The 16,785-nt window shown below is 71.9% G+C and carries 19 protein-coding genes and 1 tRNA gene; 8 read left to right on the top strand and 12 right to left on the bottom strand.

Features of this window, described 5'->3' with window-relative positions:
* On the bottom strand, positions 1-263 hold a 263-nt coding region (locus tag VMN58_12505; protein ID HUF34018.1), incomplete at its 3' end, for a hypothetical protein.
* A 184-nt stretch (positions 264-447) separates the two neighbouring features.
* On the opposite strand from VMN58_12505, the gene VMN58_12500 reads away from it, so the two are divergent.
* Positions 448-1,185, top strand: coding sequence for a class I SAM-dependent methyltransferase (locus VMN58_12500; GenBank protein ID HUF34017.1), 738 nt, complete (start codon positions 448-450; stop codon positions 1,183-1,185).
* A 103-nt stretch (positions 1,186-1,288) separates the two neighbouring features.
* On the opposite strand, the gene VMN58_12495 is transcribed toward VMN58_12500, so the two are convergent.
* The gene (locus VMN58_12495; GenBank protein ID HUF34016.1) at positions 1,289-1,810 is read right to left on the bottom strand and encodes a DUF1697 domain-containing protein; all 522 of its coding nucleotides are present in this window, start codon (positions 1,808-1,810) and stop codon (positions 1,289-1,291) included.
* Positions 1,811-1,920: 110 nt separating this feature from the next.
* On the opposite strand from VMN58_12495, the gene VMN58_12490 reads away from it, so the two are divergent.
* Together VMN58_12490 and VMN58_12485 are read left to right on the top strand one after the other, a co-directional pair.
* Positions 1,921-2,202 (top strand): type II toxin-antitoxin system prevent-host-death family antitoxin, encoded by a 282-nt coding sequence (locus VMN58_12490; protein HUF34015.1) that lies wholly within the window; start codon positions 1,921-1,923, stop codon positions 2,200-2,202.
* On the top strand, positions 2,199-2,621 hold the full coding sequence (locus tag VMN58_12485; protein HUF34014.1) for a type II toxin-antitoxin system VapC family toxin: 423 nt from the start codon (positions 2,199-2,201) through the stop codon (positions 2,619-2,621). The genes VMN58_12490 and VMN58_12485 overlap by 4 nt, the downstream gene beginning before the upstream one ends.
* 63 nt (positions 2,622-2,684) lie before the next feature.
* Here the strand turns inward: VMN58_12485 and VMN58_12480 are convergent, their stop codons facing one another.
* The 5 genes from VMN58_12480 to VMN58_12460 form a co-directional block, all read right to left on the bottom strand.
* The gene (locus VMN58_12480) at positions 2,685-3,059 is read right to left on the bottom strand and encodes a VOC family protein (GenBank protein ID HUF34013.1); all 375 of its coding nucleotides are present in this window, start codon (positions 3,057-3,059) and stop codon (positions 2,685-2,687) included.
* A gap of 13 nt (positions 3,060-3,072) precedes the next feature.
* Entirely contained in the window at positions 3,073-3,753 is a 681-nt protein-coding gene (locus VMN58_12475) for a TylF/MycF/NovP-related O-methyltransferase (GenBank protein ID HUF34012.1), read from the bottom strand.
* Positions 3,753-5,057, bottom strand: a complete 1,305-nt coding sequence (locus tag VMN58_12470; GenBank protein HUF34011.1) for an MBL fold metallo-hydrolase — start codon at positions 5,055-5,057, stop codon at positions 3,753-3,755. The genes VMN58_12475 and VMN58_12470 overlap by 1 nt, the downstream gene beginning before the upstream one ends.
* Before the next feature lie 131 nt (positions 5,058-5,188).
* Positions 5,189-5,770, bottom strand: coding sequence for a hypothetical protein (locus VMN58_12465; protein ID HUF34010.1), 582 nt, complete (start codon positions 5,768-5,770; stop codon positions 5,189-5,191).
* A 32-nt stretch (positions 5,771-5,802) separates the two neighbouring features.
* Positions 5,803-6,306, bottom strand: a complete 504-nt coding sequence (locus VMN58_12460; protein ID HUF34009.1) for an RNA polymerase sigma factor — start codon at positions 6,304-6,306, stop codon at positions 5,803-5,805.
* 95 nt (positions 6,307-6,401) lie between these two features.
* Between VMN58_12460 and VMN58_12455 the strand changes: the two genes are divergently transcribed.
* Complete coding sequence (locus VMN58_12455; protein HUF34008.1) at positions 6,402-7,118, top strand: hypothetical protein; 717 nt, start codon at positions 6,402-6,404, stop codon at positions 7,116-7,118.
* 446 nt (positions 7,119-7,564) lie between these two features.
* Here VMN58_12455 and VMN58_12450 read toward each other — a convergent pair whose 3' ends face one another.
* The 3 genes from VMN58_12450 to VMN58_12440 form a co-directional block, all read right to left on the bottom strand.
* The gene (locus VMN58_12450; protein HUF34007.1) at positions 7,565-8,464 is read right to left on the bottom strand and encodes an aminoglycoside phosphotransferase family protein; all 900 of its coding nucleotides are present in this window, start codon (positions 8,462-8,464) and stop codon (positions 7,565-7,567) included.
* A 164-nt stretch (positions 8,465-8,628) separates the two neighbouring features.
* A complete protein-coding gene (locus tag VMN58_12445) occupies positions 8,629-9,771 on the bottom strand; it encodes an aminotransferase class V-fold PLP-dependent enzyme (GenBank protein ID HUF34006.1) in 1,143 nt (380 codons plus the stop codon).
* On the bottom strand, positions 9,768-10,250 hold the full coding sequence (locus tag VMN58_12440) for an Lrp/AsnC family transcriptional regulator (protein ID HUF34005.1): 483 nt from the start codon (positions 10,248-10,250) through the stop codon (positions 9,768-9,770). The genes VMN58_12445 and VMN58_12440 overlap by 4 nt, the downstream gene beginning before the upstream one ends.
* A gap of 101 nt (positions 10,251-10,351) precedes the next feature.
* Here VMN58_12440 and VMN58_12435 point away from each other — a divergent pair.
* Positions 10,352-10,424, top strand: a tRNA-Val gene (locus VMN58_12435).
* Between the two features lie 18 nt (positions 10,425-10,442).
* On the opposite strand, the gene VMN58_12430 is transcribed toward VMN58_12435, so the two are convergent.
* On the bottom strand, positions 10,443-10,874 hold the full coding sequence (locus VMN58_12430) for a VOC family protein (protein ID HUF34004.1): 432 nt from the start codon (positions 10,872-10,874) through the stop codon (positions 10,443-10,445).
* Positions 10,875-10,879: 5 nt separating this feature from the next.
* Complete coding sequence (locus VMN58_12425) at positions 10,880-12,802, bottom strand: NAD(P)/FAD-dependent oxidoreductase (GenBank protein HUF34003.1); 1,923 nt, start codon at positions 12,800-12,802, stop codon at positions 10,880-10,882.
* Positions 12,803-12,970: 168 nt separating this feature from the next.
* Between VMN58_12425 and VMN58_12420 the strand changes: the two genes are divergently transcribed.
* From VMN58_12420 to VMN58_12410, 3 genes are read left to right on the top strand one after another with little or no spacing between them, the layout of a single operon-like run.
* On the top strand, positions 12,971-13,810 hold the full coding sequence (locus VMN58_12420) for a hypothetical protein (GenBank protein HUF34002.1): 840 nt from the start codon (positions 12,971-12,973) through the stop codon (positions 13,808-13,810).
* Positions 13,811-13,832: 22 nt separating this feature from the next.
* A complete protein-coding gene (locus VMN58_12415; protein ID HUF34001.1) occupies positions 13,833-15,155 on the top strand; it encodes an MFS transporter in 1,323 nt (440 codons plus the stop codon).
* Complete coding sequence (locus VMN58_12410) at positions 15,152-16,780, top strand: methylmalonyl-CoA mutase family protein (GenBank protein HUF34000.1); 1,629 nt, start codon at positions 15,152-15,154, stop codon at positions 16,778-16,780. The genes VMN58_12415 and VMN58_12410 overlap by 4 nt, the downstream gene beginning before the upstream one ends.
* The last annotated feature ends 5 nt before the right edge of the window (positions 16,781-16,785 follow it).

Raw genomic sequence — 16,785 nt, 5'->3', positions numbered from 1 at the left:
TCGCTGCTCATCGCCGGGTGGCGGAGGGCGGCGGTGACGTCGGCGTGGCGCGACAGGACCCACAGGCCGAGGGGGCTGCGGTGGATCGGATCCCAGCGCTGCAGGCGCCGGTAGGCGGGGAACGGGTCGCGCCGGCGACGGTCGGAGGCGACGAAGGCGATGAGCTCGGGGGTGAGCGCCGCGCCCCGGAGGTGCCGCCCGACGCGCTCCGTGATGCTCGCCTTGGCGGCGGGGCGAGCAGGTGGTGTGGTGGTCGAGGTCATGGTCGTCGCGTCCTTGGTTGGTCGGATGGGGATCAGCTGGGGCCGGTGCGCAGGACCCGGGTCTCCTCATCGTGGCTGGCGCAGGCCGCGGCGACGAGGGCCAGGACGAGCAGTGCCCGCCTCATTCGAACCTCAGTGCGGCGTCGATGTCGAGCGCGGCGGTTGATTGGGCCAAGATCGTGGGGTGGCGACCTACGAGGCGGTGGCCGACGAGTACGACGCGGCGCGCCCGTCCTATCCCCCCGGGGTGTACGACGCCCTCGGTGCGCTCGAGGGGTTGCGCGTCCTCGACGTGGGTGCCGGGACGGGGATCGCCACGAGGCAGCTCCTCGAGCGCGGCGCGGTGGTGACCGCCGTCGACCCGGGTGCCCGTGTCCTGGCGCGCGCCTCAGCGCGCAGCCCCGGCCTGGCGGCGGTGGTCGCCGACGGGGCTGCTCTGCCCATCCGGGACGAGGTTGCCGACCTGGTCTGCTTCGCCCAGTCCTGGCACTGGCTGGACGAGTCGGCGGGGACCGCCGAGTCCCACCGGGTGCTGCGGGACGGCGGGCGGTGGGCAGGGTGGTGGTCGCATCCCCGGGCCGACGACGACGCCTGGTTCGACGCGCACTGGTCAGCCATCGAGCGGGCCTGTGCGGGCACGAACCGCAGCCAGCGCGACACCGACTGGGGTGCCACCGTCGTCGGGGCAGGCCTCTTCGAGCTCGAGGGCAAGGTGGTCGTGCCGTGGACCCGCGCCATCTCGGTCGAGACCTGGATGACCGACCTCGCCAGCCACAGCTACATCGTCGCTCTCGCGGCCGACGCGCGGCAGGGTCTGCTCGCCGAGCTTCGAGCCCTGCTCGCCGAGCCGTTCCCGAGTGGGACCCTGACCGTCCCCTACGAGACCTGGCTCTGGATCGCTCGGAAGGTCGACGGTCGGTGATCCACCACCTCGGGATCTTCACCGTCCGCTTCGAGGAGACCCGCGACTTCTACCGCGCCGCTGAGCCGCACGACCGGGTTGGCGCGCGCGGCGAGTCGAGCCATCAGGCCGCGAGCAGGTCGGCCAGCTTGGTCACGGTCGTCCAGTTCCGAACTGTGGGCCGGATGCTCAGCCGTCGCTCGAGGTGGCCGGGAAGCTTGGCCCGTCCCATCCCGTTGGGGAGGTGAAGGTAGAGGTCACGGCCCCGGATGGTGACGTGCTCGGGCAGCAGCGCCACCGTGTCGAGGTTCGCTGCCCGCTCCTCATCTGGCTCGTCAGCCAGGAAGGCGACGTGCACCTTGGAGAGGTCGGCAGCCGCGTACGGGTTGTGCTCCACGACCTGGCGGAGGTCGTCGGCCGAACGGACCACCACCGAGATGTCGAGCGCGAACCGGGCGTGTAGCGCCTCCTCGAGGCGCTGTGGGCTGAGCGTCCCGCTGCCGGCGAAGAGCACGTTGCCGCTCTGGATGTAGGTGCTCACGTCCTCACAGCCGATCGACTCGAAGACGTCGCGGACCACAGTCATCGCGACCGTGTTCTTGCCACCGACGTTCACCCCGCGAAGGAGTGCGACCTGCCGGGCCACGAAGGCCTCCTCGTCGTCAGGACCCTGAGCAAGAGCAGAGCACGGATCTCACAGCGGTAGCGAGCGGATGTGGGACGCACTGGGACCGACGATGTGGCTACAATTGTGCCATGGGAGTAGCTACGTCTCGGTCCGAGGTCGGAATCCGCGACCTCAAGAACGGTCTCAGCAAGTACATCGAGCGTGTCCGCGCCGGCGAGGAGGTCATCGTGACCGACCGCGGGCGCCCGGTCGCCAGGCTCTCAGCAGTCGATGAGCCGACCGACCGACTCGCCGAGCTGGTAGCGGCAGGTGTGGTCCGCCCGCCGACTCGGGATGTTCGCCGGCGGCCGCATCGACGGATCAAGGCGAAGAGACCAGTGAGCGATCTCGTCGCTGAACAGCGTCAGTGATCACCTACGTCGACACGTCAGCGCTTCTCAAGCTGGTGGTCGACGAGGAGGGATCTGACCGAGCCGAGCTGATCTGGGACGCCGCCGACGCGCTCGCATCGGCCAGCCTGGTCGTCGTCGAGGCCCGGGCAGCACTCGCCTCGGCGACTCGGGCTGGGCGTCTCACGGCCGCCCAGCACGACGTTGCCAAAGCACAGCTCGTCTCGCTGGTCGGCAACCTTCACCTCGTGCAGGTCACCGACGAGCTGATCGCCAACGCTGCAGAGCTCGCCGAATCCGAAGGGCTGCGCGGCTACGACGCGGTCCACCTGGCCGCAGCGCTCTTCGTCAGCGCGTCCGTCTTGACCAGCGCAGATGGCGCGCTGTGCGACGCTGCAAGCCGCCGCGGGCTGCACGTTGCCAACCCGCGGCTGGCGTGATCAGGAGCGGGTCGTCGACACCATGGCCGTGTCCGGCATGGTCAAACGCGCGGGGCGGTCGGATCAGATCTCGATGGCGTAGCCGTCGGGGTCTGCGACGTAGGCGTAGTGGATACCGGGTGCGTGCTCACCGCGGTCGAGCAGCGATCCGCCCGCCTGCTGCACTCGCGCCACCGCGGCGTCGACCCCCTCCCCGGAGCGGTCCGGAAGGTGGATGCCGAAGTGCTCCCACCCGCCTTGTGCGCCCACGCGTGCGCGCTCGTCGTCGGAGGTGGCCAGGTGGAGGGCCAGGGAGTCCCCGCCGTCAGGTGTCCCGAGAAAGATGATGGGGCCGTCGCGGAAGCGCTCCTTCATGCCGAACGCCTCGCGGTAGAACGCGGCGGACCGCTCATGGTCGGCGACGAGCAGGTGAACATGTCGGATCCCAGCTGAGGTCATCGGGTCCCTTTCGTCAGCTCCGAACGAGAAAGAGCCAGTGGCGGCCGTTGGCGGCGCGGGCGACGACCTCGATGTCGATGTCGCTCTCGTGGAGGAACTCATCGAGCGCCCGCAGCTCGTGGTCCTTGTCGTTGAGCTCGTCGAAGTACAGCCAGGCGCCCTTACTGATGAGTGGGCGCAGGTGACGCAGGCCGGCTGTGGTCGACGAGTACAGGTCGGCGTCGAAGTTGAGGAAGACGGCGTCGTGCGGCGGCGGCTCGTACGCGGGGAGGGTGTCGTCGAACCACCCGGGGAAGAACCGGACGCGGGGGTCGTCGATGGTGGGGACCTCGCCGTCGGTGGAGAACCGACCGGCGGTGTTCTCGTCGTTCCACGTCTCGGGGAGGCCCGTGAAGCTGTCGAAGCCGTGAAGCGCGGCGTCGTGGTCGGTGAGGTGGCTCGCCCACCACCGGATGCTGTCGCCCCGGTGCACGCCGAGCTCGACGTAGAGCGGCCGGCGGCCGCGCAGCGACGGGAGGGCGAGCGCGAAGAGGTCCTCCCGGGTCGCCACCCGGCGCACCCGCCGGACCCCGCGCTGGCGGAGCCACCGGCCGAGCGCGAGGTGGCCGACCGCGGCGTCGAGCAGCACCAGGTGGCGTCCGGTGGCGCGCCGGCCGAGGGTGAGGAGGGCCGAGGCCACCAGCGAGCGGACCATCAGGACCCGCCGGGCACGAGGTCGCGGAGGTCGCGCCAGCGTCGGGTGACCAGGTCACGACCGCGGGGCGACGCGAGCGCGCCGAGCAGGCCGTGGGTGTGGAACCCACCCGACCAGGCGCTGCCGAGCTCCTTGTAGCGGCGGAACACCCGGTCGCCGTCGGGTAGGCGGAACCTTCCTGAGATGAGCAGCGTGGGCACACCCCAGCGGTGCGCGAACGTGTACCAGGCGGCTTGCGACGACGTGTTGATGCGCCCCGGCGCCTGTTCCGGTGAGCCCTCGGCGACGGCCCCGGCGCCGATGTCGAGGGTGAGGCTGCGGCCAAGGTCGGTCAGGTCGAAGGTCACCGGGCCGAGCCGGCGGAGCAGGGTGGCGTGGTAGTCGCGGCGCAGGTTCTCCACGTGGCCCTGGGCCGCGTCGACCACGTCGTCGAAGGGCACCGGTTCGTGGCTGGTGAGCGGGAGGTCGGCGATGGCGTCGACCGCCGTGATGTAGCGCTCCACGGCCGCGTCCGACCCCGCCGGCGTGTCGCCGACGCGGAGGCGCTCCCCGGAGCTCATCGCCGCTGTCCGCTCGGGTCCGAGAGCATCTCGGACGCGGTCCATCCGGTTGATGACCCGGTTCATGAATGCGCTCTCCTCGTGGCTGAACCGGACGAAGCTGGCGAAGGGCACCACGTAGCTGGGTCCTAGGACGTCGGCCTGGCGGACCACCTGGGCGAGGGCCTTGGCCGAGGTCGCCGCCAGCCGATCGTCGTCGTCGGGGTTGCCGGGCCAGCCCGCAGGTGAGAACTGGGTGAGGAGGACGTCGATCGGCCCGATGCGTTGGCGCAACCGGCGCAGCGTGGCCGTCGAGGGCTTGCCGTCGTTGAGGTTGAACACGGTGGCGCCGTCGTGGTGCACCGCCAGGGCCGCGTCCTCGTGGCGGACCTGGAAGAGGCGTGCCCGGACCCCACCGCCGAGGTCGTGCTCGTCGCCGTGGCGCATCTCGACCGCCCGACCGAAGCCCAGGCCCGACACCCAGTCGAAGACCGTGCCCGACCAGTGCCGCTGGTACAGCAGCGTCATCTCCGCACGCCGCTCCGCTGGGATCGACCGCAGGGTCGGGATGCTCAGGTGGTCGGGGTGCTCATGGGATATCCAGAGGTGGGTGACCCCGTCGAAGAGGTCGTCGGGGACCTCCGGTTGCGGGTGCAGCGTCCAGCTCTCGTTGAACGCGGTGCCCACGTACCACGGGTCGCTGAGCAGGCGCACCGGACCCGCCTCGATGAGCACGCTGGCATGGCCGACCAACGTGATCTCCATCGCCGGGAGGGTAACGCGGCAGTGGTGAGGCCAAGCCCTCGGCGTCTGCTGGAACCCGCCGAATGTCCAAGGCCTCTACTGCTCGCTCACGCCGGATGCGCCCGCCGCGGGGATGGAGATCCCCTCCCGGGTCAGTCCCCGGCGTCGTCGTCCGGCGGGCACGCCGCCCGGGCAGCCTGGAGGAGCTCCTTGGCCTCGGGGGCCATGACGCGGTCGCCGGCCCACGGCGGGCGGCCCCGGCAGTCGTCGTCGGCGTGAGGGTTCGCGCCCCTGGCGCCTGGCTTCCCGTCGCGTCCCGGGGCCTGTCCGCTCCTACCCGGCGCGCCCTCGGCGCCCTTGTCGGGGGGTCCACCCTTGGGGCAGGCCTCCTTGGCCGTGGCCCGCGCCTCCTCGGTCGCGGCGCCGCGGGCGGCCTGGCTCACGCACTGCCCGCGATTGCCATCGGGCACCTCGACCTGCATGAGGCCCAAGACCTCGTGGGCCACGCCCTGGGCGGGGCCGGGCAGGGCGCCGGCCACGGCCAGGCCGGTCGACCCCGCCAGGAACCCGACGACGGCGGCAAGGCCGACGGCCACGCGGCCGAAGCGGCGCTCGGGGCGCAGGCGAGTCGCGGAGGCGGCCGTCATCCGCTGGTGGTGGTCGGCACGGGTCCCCGGCGAGAGGGGCTCGGTGCCGAGGCGTCGGAGGCGGTCGGTGAGATCGGTGTCGTCCATCGCCAAGGTGATCGTCCGAGGGCCCCGAAAGGTCACGGTGACGGCGACGCGGTGCCCCGGGGCGGGTCGAGCGACGCCGCCAGCGCCTCGACGCTGCGCTGCTGGAGCATCTTCACCGCGCCCGACGACCTCCCCACGATGTCGGCCACGGCGGCGACGGGCAGGTCGGCCACGAAGCGCAGGACCACCACCTCGCGCTGCTCGGGCGTGAGGGCGTTGAGGGCGGCGACCAGGGCGGGGTCGATCGCCTCGGCGTCGTCCCACGGCGGTGCCGGCAGGACATCCCAGGCCTCTGCCCGACGCTGGTCCCGGCGGATCTCGTCGACCCGCCGGTGGTGGGCGATGGTGAACACCCACCGGCGCAGGGCGGCGTCGTCGCCCCGGAAGCGCCCGAGCCGCTCGGTGACGGCCACGAAGACATCGCCGGTCAGGCCCTCCGGGTCGCGCATCCGGTGCGAGCGGAAGTACCCGAGCACGCCCGGCGCCAAGGCGTCGTAGACCGCCTCGACCGACCGCGAGCCCCCGGTACGGCGCATCCCGAGATGCTTGCAGGCCCGACCCCCGCGGCGGTGGCGCCGGGACACCGGCGCCGGATTGCCCCACCCGGGGCGGGCGTTGCTAGGAACACGGGATGGAGCTCGAGATCCCCAGCCGCTTCGCCGGCCCGCCGTCGATGGGCCACGGCGGCTACGTGGCGGGCCTCTTCGCCAGCCGCACCGACGGCCCCGTGCAGGTCACGCTGCGCCGTCCCACCCCCCTCGACGTCACCCTGACGCTCGACGAGGTGGAGGAGGGCCGATGGGAGCTCCGCCACGGCGACGAGGTGGTGACCGCCTCGGAGCCGGCAAGCCTCGAGCTCGACGTGCCGCCGGCCCCCACCGTCGACGACGCCCGGGCAGCCGAGGCCGCCTCGCCCTCGCACCACGAGGGGCGCGGCGTGCACCCCACCTGCTTCGGGTGCGGGAACCGGCGCAAGTCCGGCGACGGCCTGCGCGTCTTCGCCGGCCCGCTCGAGGTGGGCGGCGTGGCCCAGGTGGCGGGGGTGTGGCGGCCTGGTGCGGCGTTCGCCGCAACCGACGGCACCGTCGACGCCCAGTGGGTGCTCGCCGCCCTCGACTGTCCCGGCGCGTTCGCCTTCATCGTCGACGGACTCCGCGCCGGCCTCCTCGGCCGCATCGTCTTCGAGCAGCACGCCACGGTGCACGCCGACCACGACCACGTCGTCACCGGGTGGCAGATCGGCGTCGACGGTCGCAAGATGTTCGCCGGCACCGCCCTCTTCGACGTCGACGGCACCCTGCTGGCAGCAGCCCGAGCCACGTGGTTCGGCTTCCCCTCCAGCGGCTGAGCGGCGGGCCGACCGACCTCGTCGGGGCGTGCGCCGCATTCGCGCGCCGGGGGGCCGGAGGAAAACCTTGGGAATCGGGCCGGAAGGGGTTGACGCCCGGGCCGCAGAGGCGTTTGATCGAAGGTGACGACGAGCACCCGTGCCCAAGGGGCAGGGAGCCCGGCGAGACCCATCCCGCGGCGAAAGGAAAAGCGACTTGAACGTTCGCTCGCCCTTCCACCCGGAGCGAAGCCCGCCCTGAGCCGGCACCCATCGCCCTCGTCGGCGCCGGACAGCACCCTGCGGTCCCGCCAACCCTTCCAGCAGGATCCCTGCTCGGCGTTCGAGACCCGGCTGAGGCGCTCGCTTCGGCGTCGACGAGGAACAACCAGCAAACCCACCTGCTCCCGGTCTGACGGCCGGGAGCAGGCGCGTCCGGGGCCAGCTGTCAGCGGCTGAGCGATCGGCTACGACGTCTCGTTCACGTCGATGCCGAGCGCTTGGAGCTTGTGGCGAGAGCGCTCGACGATCAGCGGATAGGTGTGCAGGTAGTACGGCAGTGCCGCGCACGCTTGGTTGACCGCGGCGCCACGACTGCGAGCGATCGCGGCGTCGTCGGCTCCGACCAGGTGCAGGAAGTGGGCTCGTGCGCCTTCGGTCAAGAGCGGTGACCACGCCACCTGGACGTCGACGGCGGGATCGCCAGCGCAGGCCGAGCCCCAGTCGACCAGGCCCGACAGGCGACTGTCGGCGAGGAGGCAGTTCCCCTCGAGGTCGCCATGCACCCACACCGGCGGCCCGTCGTGGGGTGCCGCTGCCAGTGCTTCGTCCCAGGTGGCGATGGCCGCCTCGGCGTCGATCAGGTGGCTGGCTGCGGCGATGGCTCGGCGGGTGGGTCTGTCGTACTCCTGGAGCGGGCGCGCGCGGTTCTGTGCCGGCGGAGCGCCCTCGATGGGCACCGATCGGAGCTCGATCACGACCTGAGCGAGCTCGCCAGCGAAGGCGAGCGGGTCCTCGACGCGCTCGACGCTCGCCGGTTCACCTGGCAGCCACCGGTGGATCGCCCACCGGTAGGGGTACTCGGCAGTCGGTTCGCCTATGGCGACGGGCTCGGGGACCCTCACGGTGAGGTGCCGGGCCAACCGCGGCAACCAGGTCGCCTCCTTGTCGACCTGCTCGATGGCCCAGTGGATGCGCGGCAGGCGGACGACCATGTCACCGCCGAGACGCCAAATGGCGTGGTCGGTCCCCCATGGCTCAACCAGGCGCAGTGGCTCATCGGCGAGCTCTGGGAACTGCGTTGCCACCAATCGTCGGACGAGGCCCTCGTCGATCTCCACCTCGTCGTCATGCATCCGCACCGGCACGGCGGTCAGTCTCGCTGCCGCCGCTCCGTCGTCGGAGGCAGTTTCCGCGCGAGGTGCTCACCCGACGTCGGCGCCACGAAGGCGACGAGTCCTTCTCGTGACGCTTTCGTGCGCTCTCGGCCGCCCGGCGAGACGCAATGCGGAAGGAACCGCCACGAGAGCCGTCAGCCGAGGCGTTCGACCGCTTCGACGAGGGCGTCGATCTCCTCGGTGGTGTTGTAGGCGTGGGGTGACAGCCGCGCCCCGCCACCCCGCGGTGACGTGACGACGCCCGCGGCGCCGAGGGCGTCGTGCACAACCAGGGCGTCGATCCCAGGCACGGTGAAGGTGACGATGCCGGAGCATCCGGCGGGGGAGCGGTCGGACACCACGGTGGCGCCGGCCTCGGTCAGGCCGGCGACGGCCCGGTCGCACAGGGCATCCACGTGCGCCCACACCGCGTCGACCCCGGCCGACTCGAGCATGGCCAGCGACGCGCCCATGCCCGCCGTCCCGACGTGGTTTGCCGTCCCGCCCTCGAACCGTCGGGCGTCGTCGGCCCAGATCAGCTCGCGGTTCTCCCACGACTCCCGGTGGGCCACCGAGGCCCAACCCGGCTCAAGGGGGCGCAGCAGCTCGAGGCACGACCGGCGGACGTAGAGGACGCCGATCCCCTCGGGGCCGAGCATCCACTTGTGGGCGTCGGCCATGGCGAAGTCGACCCCCCACGCCTCCAGCGCGGCGGGGATCACCCCGAGGCCCTGGATGACGTCGGCGCACAGCAGTGCACCCGCGGCGTGGGTGACCTCGGCCAGCGCCGCCAGGTCGGTGCGCCACCCGCGGGAGAACTGCACCCAGCTGGTGGCCACCACCCGGGGCGGCGGCCCGGCGGCGATCACCTCGGCGAAGGCCTCCACCGGCAGCGCCCAACCCTCACCCCGTGGCGCCACCAGATCGACCTGCACGCCGAGGTCGCGCAGCGCCGTCCAGGGGTAGATGGTCGACGGGAACTCGCGGTCGGGTACGACCACCCGGTCGCCGGGCGCCCAGGTCAGGCCGTTGGCGACGAAGCCGAGGCCCTCGGTGGTGTTCTTGACGAACGCCACGTCGGCGGTGGGCACGCCCATGAGGCGGGCGGCGGCGGCCCGCACCTCGTCGGCCATCTGCTCGTGGCCATCCACGGCGAGGGAGCCGGCCGCCGAGGCCTCCTGGGCCTGGCGGGTCATGGCGGCGACCGCCTCGCGTGGCAGCGGGGCCGTCCCGGCGTGGTTCAGGTACCGGTGGGTGGTGGTGACCGGGAACGACGACCGCGGGAGCGGGGTGCTCACCCGTCGTGCCCGTCGGCGGAGGCGCCGGCCACGAGGGGAAGGGTTCGGTAGGTGATCTGCTCCGTGAGGGCGATGACCGTCGAGGTGCGCACGATGCCCTGCACCTCGAGCATGCGGTTGATCACCAGCTGGAGGTCGTCGTTGGTGCGGGCGACGATCTTGCAGTGGAGGTCGCCGGGCCCGGTGATCGAGTGGGCCTCGAGGACCTCAGGCAGGTCGCGCAGGTGCGTCACCACGTCGTCGAGGCGGCCCTGGGCGATCTCGAGGGTGGTGAAGGCGACGACGCCGTAGCCGAGGGCGGCGAGGTCGAGGTCGGGGTCGAAGCCCGTGATCACCCCCCTCGAGACCAGCTTGTCGAGCCGGGCCTGGGCCGTGCCCCGGGCGACGCCGAGCTGGCGGGCCAGCTCCATGACCCCGGCGCGGGGTGACGCGGCCAGGGCGTGGATGAGCCGCCCGTCGAGGTCGTCGAGCTCGCCCATGGGCGGAACGTCTACCACATCGGGCCTCCGCTGGACGCTGTGCAGGGTGTCGGCAGCGGCTCGGGGGCCGCCGGAACGGCTGCTAGCGTGACCGCCGCACCGGGCCGTTAGCTCAGTTGGTAGAGCGCTTGCTCGACACGCAAGAGGTCAGAGGTTCAAGTCCTCTACGGCCCACTCGGAGCACCAGATCAGTCATGGTTCGAGGTCGCGGGCGAAGACCATGGCGTCGTCGGCGAAGGACTTGAGCTCGATGGCGTTGCCGGCGGGGTCGCGCACGAAAAGCGTGCGCTGCTCGCCGGGTCGTCCCTCGAACCGGACGTGGGGCTCGACCACGAAGGCGGTGCCGGCGTCGCGGAGGCGCTCGGCCATGTCCTCCCAGTCGTCGAGCTCCAGCAGCAGGCCGAAGTGGGGGACCGGGACGTCGTCGCCGTCCACCGCGGTCCGGGCGACGTCGCCGGCACCGGGCGCCAGGTGGGCGACCAGCTGGTGGCCGTGGAGGTCGAAGTCGACCCACGACGGGCTCGACCGTCCCTCGGCGCAGCCGAGCACCTCGCCGTAGAAGCGCCGGGCAGCGGCCAGGTCGTCGACCGGGATGGCGAGGTGGAAGCGGGGCCGTTCGGGCACCGGGCCTAGAGCACCTCGTAGTCGTCGAGGTCCGGCTCACGGGTCTGCTGCCAGTACTCGAGGAGGCTGAACGGCCAGTTCTGGGCGGTGCGGCCGGTGGCGTTCTTGTACCAGGAGCTCACCGTCGAGACGCCCCACGCCATGCGCAGGTTCCCCTCGTCGATCCGCTCGTTGTAGGCCTCGTGGACCTCGGGCTTGGGGTCGATGGCCCGGGCGCCGCTCGCCAGGATCTCCCGGATGCAGCCGACCACGTAGTGCACCTCGCACTCCGAGAAGTAGATGATGCTGCCGTTGACCACGATGTTGGTGTTGGGGCCGTAGAGCATGAAGAAGCTCGGGAAGCCCGGCAGGGTGATGCCCAGGTAGGCGCGGGCGTCGCCGCCCCACACCTCGTGGAGGTCGCGGCCGCCCCGCCCGACGACCTTCATGGGCGTGAGGAAGTCCGAGGCCTGGAAGCCGGTGCCGTAGATGATCACGTCGGCCTCGTGGAGGGTGCCGTCGACGGTCCGCACGCCCTCGGCCGTGATCTCGGCGATGCCCTCGGTGACGAGGTCGACGTCGTCGCGCTTGAGGGTCCGGGCCCAGGCGCCGTCGTCGAGGATGAACCGCTTCGAGAACGGCGGGTACTGCGGGACGACCTTGTCGAGCAGGTCGGGCCGGTCGGCGAACTCGGCGGAGAGGTAGGCGGTGAGCATCTCGCGCATCATCTCGTTCGACGCGCTCACCGACCGCTCGCCGCCGTCCCACTCGGGGTCGACGGTTGCCAGCGGCATCAGCCCCTCCACGCTCCGCCAGAACACCCAGAAGCGGCTCCAGTGGGTGTAGCCGGGCACGTTGCGCCGCAGCCACCGCACCTCGGGGCTGATCTGCTCGGTGTAGGTCGGCGCCGGGATGAACCAGGCCGGAGTGCGCTGGAAGATCGTCAGCGACGCCGTCTCCTCGGCGATCACGGGGATGAACTGGGCGGCGCTGGCGCCGGTGCCGATCACGGCGACCCGCTTGCCCTCGAGATCGATGTCGTGGTCCCAGCGGGCGGAGTGGAACGCCGGACCCTCGAAGCGCTCCACGCCGGGGATGTCGGGCAGGCTCGGCCGGTTGAGCTGGCCCACGGCGCTGACCACCGCGTCGGCGATGACGGCTTCCTCCTGCCCGTCGTCGTCGACGGTCTGGAGCGTCCAGCGCATGGTGGCCTCGTCCAGCTCGATCGAGGTGACCTCGGTGCCGAACCGGATGAGGGGGCGGATGCCCGCCTCGTCGGCCACGGCACGGAAGTAGTCGAGGAGCACCTGCTGGCTGGAGAAGTGCTCGGGCCAGTCGTCGCGCTGGGCGAAGGAGTAGGAGTAGAAGAGGTTGGAGACGTCGACCCGACAGCCCGGGTAGACGTTCTCGAACCAGGTGCCCCCCACGTCGGCGTTCTTCTCGAGCACCACCACGTCGAGGCCGGCCTGGCGCAACCGGTGGGCGGCGGCCAGGCCCGACATGCCGGCCCCGACGACCGCCACCCGGTACGGCCGGTCGGGGGCGAGGTCGTCCTTGCGCCAGTCGGGGGTGCGCAGGTCGTCGCCGATGCCCAGCTCGTCGCGGAGCAGCTCGAGGTACTCGTCGACGTCGGCGCCACCGGACGCGTACTCCAGGAGGTGGCGGAGCACGTCGGCGTCGGGCTCGGGGACGTGGGGGACGTCGGTGTCGCGGAGCCGCCCGAGGGCCTCGACGGCGATGGCGCGCCCCTCGGCCTGCAGCTCGGGCGAGAGCCCGGCGGTGGGGTCCATCAGCACCGTGGGGTCGGGCCTGAGGTGGTCGGGCACCAGCGAGCGGTCGCCGAGGGCAGCGGCCAGCGCCGGCAGGATCGTGTGCACCTCGGCGTGCTCGACGGCGGCAGCGATCGTCTCGTCGTCGGCCGAGGCGAGGTCGGTGGTGAAGTCAGCCACGACCGGTCACCGTAGGGAGGCCGACCCGGGGGCGCAAAGGCGCCCCGTCGGGGTGCCCATTGGGGGTGAAGGTGTAGTTCGCGGTGGTCTGGGTACCGTGGACACCCGAAGCCCGGCGACGACGTGGAGACACCGCAAGGTCCGCCCGGCCCATCTGTCCTGAAAGACATGACCATGCAACGCAGCCTCGTCATCGCCGCCGCCATCGCCCTCCTGGCGGTGTTGGCCCCGTCTCCCTCGCAGGCGACCTCCCCCGAATGGGCCCCGGCCGCCACGGCGCCGATCCACCCAGGGGTCCAGACGCGGTCCGACAGCGGGCAGTGCACCTCCAACTTCGTGTTCTACGCCGGCAGCGAGGTCTACATCGGCCAGTCGGCCCATTGCACCGGCCTCGGCGCCGCCACCGACACCAACGGCTGCAACGCCGGGTCGCTCCCCCTCGGCAGCGAGGTCCGCGTGGGCGGTGCCACCGAGCCCGGCACGCTGGCGTACTCGTCGTGGCTGACCATGCAGCGCGTCGATGAGGGCGACACGAACACCTGTCGGTACAACGACTTCGCCCTCGTGCGCCTCGACCCCGCCGACCACGGCCGGGTCAACCCCTCCATCCCCGTCTACGGCGGCCCGGTCGCCCTCGGCGCCACCACCTCCTTCGGCGAGGACGTCTACAGCTACGGCAACTCGTCGCTGCGCTTCGGGATCCACACCCTCAGCCCCAAGACCGGCGTCAGCCTCGGTCAGGGGTCCGGCGACTGGAACCACCCCGTCTACACCGCGTCGCCTGGCATCCCTGGCGACTCCGGCAGCGCCTTCCTCAGCAGCGACGGCTCTGCCATGGGGTCCCTCAGCACCCTGGCGCTGGCCCCTCTGGCCGGCAGCAACGGGGTCACCGACCTCGACCGGGCCGTGGCCTACCTGCACGCCCACGGTGGCCTCGGCGAGGTCCAGCTGGCGCTCGGCACCGAGCCGTTCCGTCCCAGCCTCGTCGGCCTCGTCCCCCTCGGCTGACCCGACGGTGTAGAAGGGGCGGGTGCCGAGCCCCCCGCCCCACGTGCCCCTGGCGGCGCGGGTCCTGCCGTCGTCGGTGTTCTACGGCTGGTACATCGCCTTCGCCTGCGGGCTGCTGCTGTTGGTGACGGTGGGTGTGGGCTACTACGGCCTCGCCGTGTTCCTCCGGCCCCTCCAGGAGGCGCACGGGTGGTCCAACGCCGCGGTGTCGGGCGCCACCGGGCTGTACTTCAGCGTGAGCGGCATCACCGGGGCGCTCGTCGGGCCGCGCATCGACCGCCACGGGCCGCTGCGCCTCCAGCTCGTCGGCATCGTGCTCCTGGCCGGCGCCGCGTCCGCGGTGGGCTTCGTCGCCACCCTCTGGCAGCTCTACGCCGTCTACACCGTGCTCGCCGTCGGGTTCGGGCTGTCGAGCGCGGTGGCGGTCAACGCCACCCTCGCCCGGTGGTTCGTCAACCGTCGGGCCCGGGCGATGAGCATCTCCTTCACCGGTGTCTCGGTCGGCGGCGTGCTGCTCGTGCCCCTCGGCACCGTCCTGGTCGGGGTCGGCGGCCTCGAGCTCGCCGGCCCCGTGCTCGGCGCCGTCGTCCTGCTGCTCGGCGTCCCGGTCGTCCTCGGGGTCCTGGTCTGGGACCCGGCCCAGATGGGCCTTCGACCCGACGGCGGCGCACCGCCGCCCAAGGTCGCCCGCGCCAGCCTCGGCGACGACGTCCAGCTCCGGGTGTGGAGCCGCCGCCAAGCCACGGCCACGGTGGCGTTCTGGGCGATCCTCGTCGGCTTCATGCTCGTGCTCATGGCCCAGACCGGGTTCGTGATCCACCAGCTGTCGTTCCTGGAGGAGCGCTTCGACTCGGCCAACGCCGCCGCGCTGGCGCTGTCGGTGACCGCCTTCGGCAGCATCGTGGCCCGCCTCGTCGTGGGGATCGTGGCCGACAACCTTGACAAGCGCCTCCTCGCCGTGAGCCTCCTCGTCGTGCAGGGCTGCGCCGTGCTGATCGTCGTTGCCGTCGAGAGCACCGTGGTCACCTACGCCATGGTCCTGGTGGTGGGCTTCACGATCGGCAACATCTACATGATGCAGACGCTGCTCGTGAGCGAGGTCTTCGGGATGGTGTCGTTCGGCACCGTGTACGGCCTCGTCGGCGTGGCCAGCCAGACCGGCAGCGGGGTCGGCCCGTTCGCGGTGGGGTGGCTCGAGGACCTCACCGGGAGCTACACCGTCCCCTTCACCGTCACGGCGCTGGCCACCTTCGTCGCCGCTGCGGTCCTCCTGGCGGCGAAGCCACCGGGAGGAGAGGCGATGGACGGCGCGTCCGGCGCCGAGCGGCCTACCCTCGGGTCATGACGGCGAGAGAGGACTGGGAGGCGGCCTACGGGGCGTCGCCGATCCGCGACGCCGACTTCGAGACGATGTCGGGCATCCCCGTCGAGGCTGTCCACGGGCCCGACGACGGCGAGCACCCCGGCCAGTTCCCGTACACCCGGGGGCTCTACGCCTCGATGTACCGCTCGAAGCTGTGGACGATGCGGATGTTCGCCGGCTTCGGGACGCCGGTCGACACCAACGCCCGGTTCAAGGAGATCCTGCGCTCCGGGGGCGACGGCCTGTCGACGGCGTTCGATCTGCCCACCCTCATGGGCCGTGACTCCGACGACCCGCTCGCGCTCGGCGAGGTGGGCCGGGCCGGCGTGGCGGTCGACTCCCTGGCCGACATGGAGGACCTCTTCGCCGGGATCGACCTCGCCTCGGTCACCACGTCGATGACCATCAACTCGCCGGCGGCGGTGCTGCTGGCCATGTACGTGGCGGTGGCCGAGCAGGGTGGCGTGGCGCGCGCCGCTCTCGGCGGAACGCTCCAGAACGACATCCTCAAGGAGTACCAAGCCCAGAAGGAGTACGTGTTCCCGCCCCGGCCGTCGATGCGGCTGGTGACCGACACGATGGCGTTCTGCTCAGCAGAGATGCCCCGGTGGCACCCCGTGTCGGTGTCGGGCTACCACATCCGCGAGGCCGGCTCCACCGCCGCGCAAGAGCTGGCGTTCACCCTCGCCAACGGCTTCGCCTACGTGGAGGCGGCCATGGCCGCCGGTTTGGCGGTCGACGACTTCGCGCCGCGCCTCAGCTTCTTCTTCAACGCCCACATCGACTTCTTCGAGGAGATCGGCAAGTACCGCGCCGCCCGCCGCATCTGGGCCCGGTGGATGCGCGACCGCTACGGGGCGACCAGCGAGCGGTCGTGGCAGCTGCGGTTCCACACCCAGACCGCCGGGGTCTCCCTCACCGCCCAGCAGCCCGAGGTCAACCTCGCCCGCGTGGCCATCGAGGCGCTGGCGGGCGTCCTCGGCGGCACCCAGAGCCTCCACACCGACAGCTTCGACGAGGCCCTCGCCCTTCCCACCGAGAAGGCGGTGCGCCTGGCCCTGCGGACCCAGCAGGTGATCGCCCACGAGAGCGGCGTGGTCCACGTGGCCGACCCGCTCGGAGGGTCCCACCACGTCGAGTGGATGACCGACGAGCTCGAGCGTCAGGCCGAGGAGGTCTTCGCCCACCTCGACCAGCTGGGTGGCGGGTCGATCCTCGAGGGGGTCCACGCCGCGATCGAGGACGGGTGGTTCACCGGCGAGATCGCCGACGCCGCCTACCGCTTCGAGCGGCGGGTCAACGACGGCCGTCGCGTGGTGGTGGGAGTCAACCGCTTCACCGAGGGCGACGACGAGGTCCCACCGCTGCTGCGGATCGGCCCGGAGGTCGAGGACCTCCAGCGCAAGCGCCTGGCCCAGGTCCGTCAGGACCGCGACGACGCCGCGGTCGCCGCCGCCCTCGACGCCGTGCGCGCCGCTGCGGCCGACCCGACCGTCAACCTGATGCCGACCCTCCTCGACGCGGTGCGGGCCTACACCACGGTGGGCGAGCTCATGGACGCCATGGCCGACGTCTTCGGTCGCTGGACCGAGGCGCCCAGCATCTGAGTGGG

This window comes from Acidimicrobiales bacterium (assembly GCA_035512495.1).
Classification (GTDB): domain Bacteria; phylum Actinomycetota; class Acidimicrobiia; order Acidimicrobiales; family CADCSY01; genus DATKDW01.
Note: the sequence above shows the minus strand (reverse complement) of the source record. Positions and strands in the feature narration are given on the sequence as shown.